This window comes from Actinomadura sp. NPDC048032 (genome assembly GCF_040653175.1).
GTDB lineage: Bacteria > Actinomycetota > Actinomycetes > Streptosporangiales > Streptosporangiaceae > Spirillospora > Spirillospora verrucosospora.
In genome coordinates, this window is the sequence record NZ_JBEZJP010000579.1 from 1 (window position 1) to 3,939 (window position 3,939).

The window sequence follows — 3,939 nt, forward strand, 5'->3', positions numbered from 1 at the left end:
GGGGCGGCGAAGACGCGGCATACGGGGTGGACGCCGCGTCCGGGCGGCGGCTGTGGACGGCACCCACCTGGTCGACGAGCGGCGCCATGACGGTCTCGTCGTCAACGGGACGACAGGCGAGTCGCCCACGACGAGCGACGAAGAGAAGAGCACGCTTCTGCGCGCGGTCATCGAGGCGGTCGGCGACCGCGCCGTGATCGTCGCCGGTGCCGGGACCAACCACACCGAGCACAGCCTGAAACTCGCCCGGCAGGCCGAGGCCGCGGGCGCGCACGGCCTGCTCGTGGTCACGCCGTACTACAACAAGCCCCCGCAGGAGGGCCTCGTCCGCCACTTCACCGCGGTGGCCGACGCGACGGCGCTGCCCACCATGCTGTACGACATCCCGGGGCGCGCCGGGGTGCCGATCCAGAACGACACGCTCGTGCAGCTCGCCGAGCACCCGCGGATCGTCGCCGTCAAGGACGCCAAGGGCGACCTGTTCGGCGCGTCCAGGGTGATGGCCGAGACCGACCTCGTCTGGTACTCCGGTGACGACAACCTCAACCTGCCGTGGCTGTCGGTGGGGGCGGCGGGGTTCGTCAGCGTGATCGGCCATGTCGTGGGCACCGAGCTCCATGAGATGATCGACGCATACCGCGCCGGCGAGCACGGGCGGGCGCTGGAGATCCACCGGCGCCTGCTGCCCGTGGTCGCCGCCATCATGACCCGTACGCAGGGCGCCATCGCCGTCAAGGCAGCGCTGAACCTGCTCGGCCTCCCCGGAGGCGGCCCGCTCCGCGCGCCGCTGGTGGAGGCCCCGCCGGAGTTCGCGGCGCGCCTGCGCGAAGACCTCACGATAGGGGGAGTCAAAGTGCCTGAGGTCGTCATCCCGGAGGTCGCCCGGTGAGCCATCCTCACCCGGAGCTCTCGGAACCGCCCGCCCCGCCCAAGGACGGTCTGCGGATCGTCGCGCTCGGCGGGCTGGGGGAGATCGGCCGCAACATGACGGTGTTCGAGTACGGCGGACGCCTGCTCATCGTCGACTGCGGCGTGCTCTTCCCCGAGACCGAGCAGCCCGGCGTCGACCTGATACTGCCCGACTTCGAGTACATCAGGGACCGGCTGGACGACATCGAGGCCGTCATCGTCACGCACGGCCACGAGGACCACATCGGCGCCGTCCCGTACCTGCTGCGCGAGCGCCGCGACATCCCGCTGGTCGGCTCGCGGCTGTCGCTGGCGCTGCTCGAGGCCAAGCTCACCGAGCACCGCATCAAACCGGTGACCCACGTGGTCGCGGAGGGCGAGCGCCGCTCGTTCGGGCCGTTCGACTGCGAGTTCCTCGCCGTCAACCACTCCATCCCGGACGCGCTCGCCGTCGCCGTCCGCACGGCCGCCGGGCTCGTCCTGCACACCGGCGACTTCAAGATGGACCAGCTCCCGCTGGACGGCCGGCTCACCGACCTGCCCGGGTTCGCCCGGCTCGGCGCCGAGGGCATCGACCTGCTGATGTCGGACTCGACGAACGCCGAGGTGCCAGGCTTCGTCACCAGCGAGCGCAACATCGGGCCGGTCGTCGACGAGGTGTTCCGCACCGCGCAGGGGCGGCTCATCGTCGCCTGCTTCGCCTCGCACATCCACCGCGTCCAGCAGGTCCTGGACGCCGCCGTCGCCAACGGCCGCAAGGTCTGCTTCGTCGGGCGGTCCATGGTCCGCAACATGGGCGTCGCGCGCGAACTCGGGTACCTGAACGTCCCCGACGACATCATGGTCGAGCAGAAGGTGATCGACGACATCCCCGGCGACCGGCTCGTGCTGGTGTGCACCGGGTCGCAGGGCGAGCCGATGTCGGCGCTGTCGCGGATGGCCAACCGCGACCACTCGATCCGCATCACCGAGCGCGACACCGTGATGCTCGCGTCGTCGCTGATCCCGGGCAACGAGAACGCGGTCAACCGCGTCATCAACGGCCTCACCCGGTGGGGCGCCCGCATCGTCCACAAGGGCAACGCGCTCGTGCACGTGTCCGGGCACGCCTCGGCCGGCGAGCTGCTGTACGTGCTCAACGTGACCAAGCCGGCGAACTTCATGCCCGTCCACGGCGAGTGGCGGCACCTGCGGGCGCACGCCAAGCTCGCCGCGCTCACCGGCGTGCCGGAGGACGGCATCGTCATCGCCGAGGACGGCGTCGTCGTCGACCTCGTGGACGGCCAGGCCAAGATCGTCGGCGCGGTGCCCGCCGGGTACGTGTACGTGGACGGCCTGTCGGTCGGCGAGGTCACCGAGACCTCCCTGAAGGACCGGCGCATCCTCGGCGAGGAGGGGTTCGTCTCCATCGTCATCGGCCTCGACTCCACCTCCGGCAAGCTCGTCGCCGGTCCCGAGGTGCACGCCCGCGGCGCCGGCATCGTCAACGAGGACTTCAACGAGGTCATCGCGCGGATCGAGGACGTGCTGCGGAACGCCGCCGGCGACGGCGTGAACGACGTGCACCAGATCAGCCAGCTGATCCGGCGCACCGTCGGCAAATGGGTCAGCGAGAACTACCGCCGCCGCCCGATGATCATTCCGGTGGTCGTGGAGGTCTAGCGGCGGCTCGGACGGACGGGGGGCCGGCGGCCCTCCGTCCGTCCGACACGCCCGCCCGCCATCCCCGGAACCGCGAGGGTCCTTGGTTACTCTCATAACCATGGCCACACGTGCGTCTGGAGGCGCGAAAGCCTCCTCGCGTGCGGGGGGCACGGCGGCTCGCAAGCCCGCAGGTACGGCCCCCCGGAAGCGACCGAGCGGCAACTCCAAGGGGGGCCGCGGCTCGGGCCGTGGGCGCCCCCCGCAGAAGCCCGACCCGATCCCCCAGGCGGTCCTCGGGTTCTTCAAGCTCCTGTTCAAGCTGTACCTGCTGGCGGCGGTCGCGGTCGGGTCGGTGTTCCGCGCCTACGGGAACGGGGCCCGCGGCCTCGACCCCGAGCACCGCCGCGACGGGCTGGGGCTGGCGCTGCTCGGCTCGTCCATCGTGCTGGCCTCCGTCACCTGGTTCCGGCCCGACGGCGTCGTCACCATCGCGCTGGAGAAGGTCGTGCGCGGCGGTCTCGGCATCATGGCGATGGTCCTGCCCGTGCTGCTGGCGCTGCTGGCGTGGCGGACGCTTCGCCACCCCGAGCACCACGAGGACACCGGCCGCATCGTCATCGGCATCACCGCGCTCGCCGCGGGCGTCCTCGGCATCCTGCACATCGCCGCCGGCGTCCCCTCCCCGGCCAAGGACATGGAGGGCGTCCGCGAGGCCGGCGGCGTGGTCGGCTGGCTCGTGTCGGCCCCGCTGGACGCGGCGCTGAGCGGGTGGGTGGCCGTCCCGCTGCTGCTGCTCCTGTCCGGGTTCGGGCTGCTGGTCGTCACCGCGACGCCGATCGCGAAGGTCCCCGAGCGGGTCGCCGACCTGTGGGCGATGGCCACGCTGCAGAGCCGCCCCGAACGCCCGTCCGCGGGCGAGGCCGGGGAGGAGGGCGCGCCGAAGAAGCGGCGCCGCAAGAGCAAGGGCGAGGACGGCGACGAGCTGGAGGTCGGCGAGCATTCCAAGCCGTACGACACTCCGCTGCTGGAGGACCAGCCGAAGAAGGCCGACCGGCCCCGCCGCGACCTCGCCGACGAACTGTTCGAGCCCGACCCGTTCGGCGCGCACGTCCCGCCCCCGGCCCCGCCCGCCGACGATCCGATGGACGAGCACGTCGCCGGCGAGTCCATGGCCCCCGATCCGGCGGCCGACCCCCTGGCCGGGGAGGAGCGCGAGGCCGAGCACCACGAGGTGCGCGACCCGACGCCGGCCCCGCGCCGCACCGAGCAGCTGCCGCTGTCGTCGTCCGGCGAGATCTACGTGCTGCCCGATCCGGCGGCGTTGCGGCCCGGGAGTGTGTCCAAGCCGCGGACGAAGGCCAATGACACGGTGGTGAACGCGCTTAC

3 protein-coding genes are annotated in these 3,939 nt (G+C 72.1%); all 3 read left to right on the forward strand.

Annotation, left to right across the window (positions count from 1 at the left end; translation table 11 throughout):
- The first annotated feature begins 19 nt into the window (after window positions 1–19).
- On the forward strand, window positions 20–889 hold the full coding sequence (gene dapA, locus AB0C69_RS39280; protein WP_360361289.1) for a 4-hydroxy-tetrahydrodipicolinate synthase: 870 nt from the start codon (window positions 20–22) through the stop codon (window positions 887–889).
- Window positions 886–2,571, forward strand: a complete 1,686-nt coding sequence (locus AB0C69_RS39285) for a ribonuclease J (protein ID WP_360361283.1) — start codon at window positions 886–888, stop codon at window positions 2,569–2,571. Before dapA ends, AB0C69_RS39285 begins: the two co-directional genes overlap by 4 nt.
- A 100-nt stretch (window positions 2,572–2,671) precedes the next feature.
- Window positions 2,672–3,939 (forward strand): DNA translocase FtsK 4TM domain-containing protein (locus AB0C69_RS39290; protein ID WP_360361286.1); only part of this gene is annotated, 1,268 nt, incomplete at its 3' end.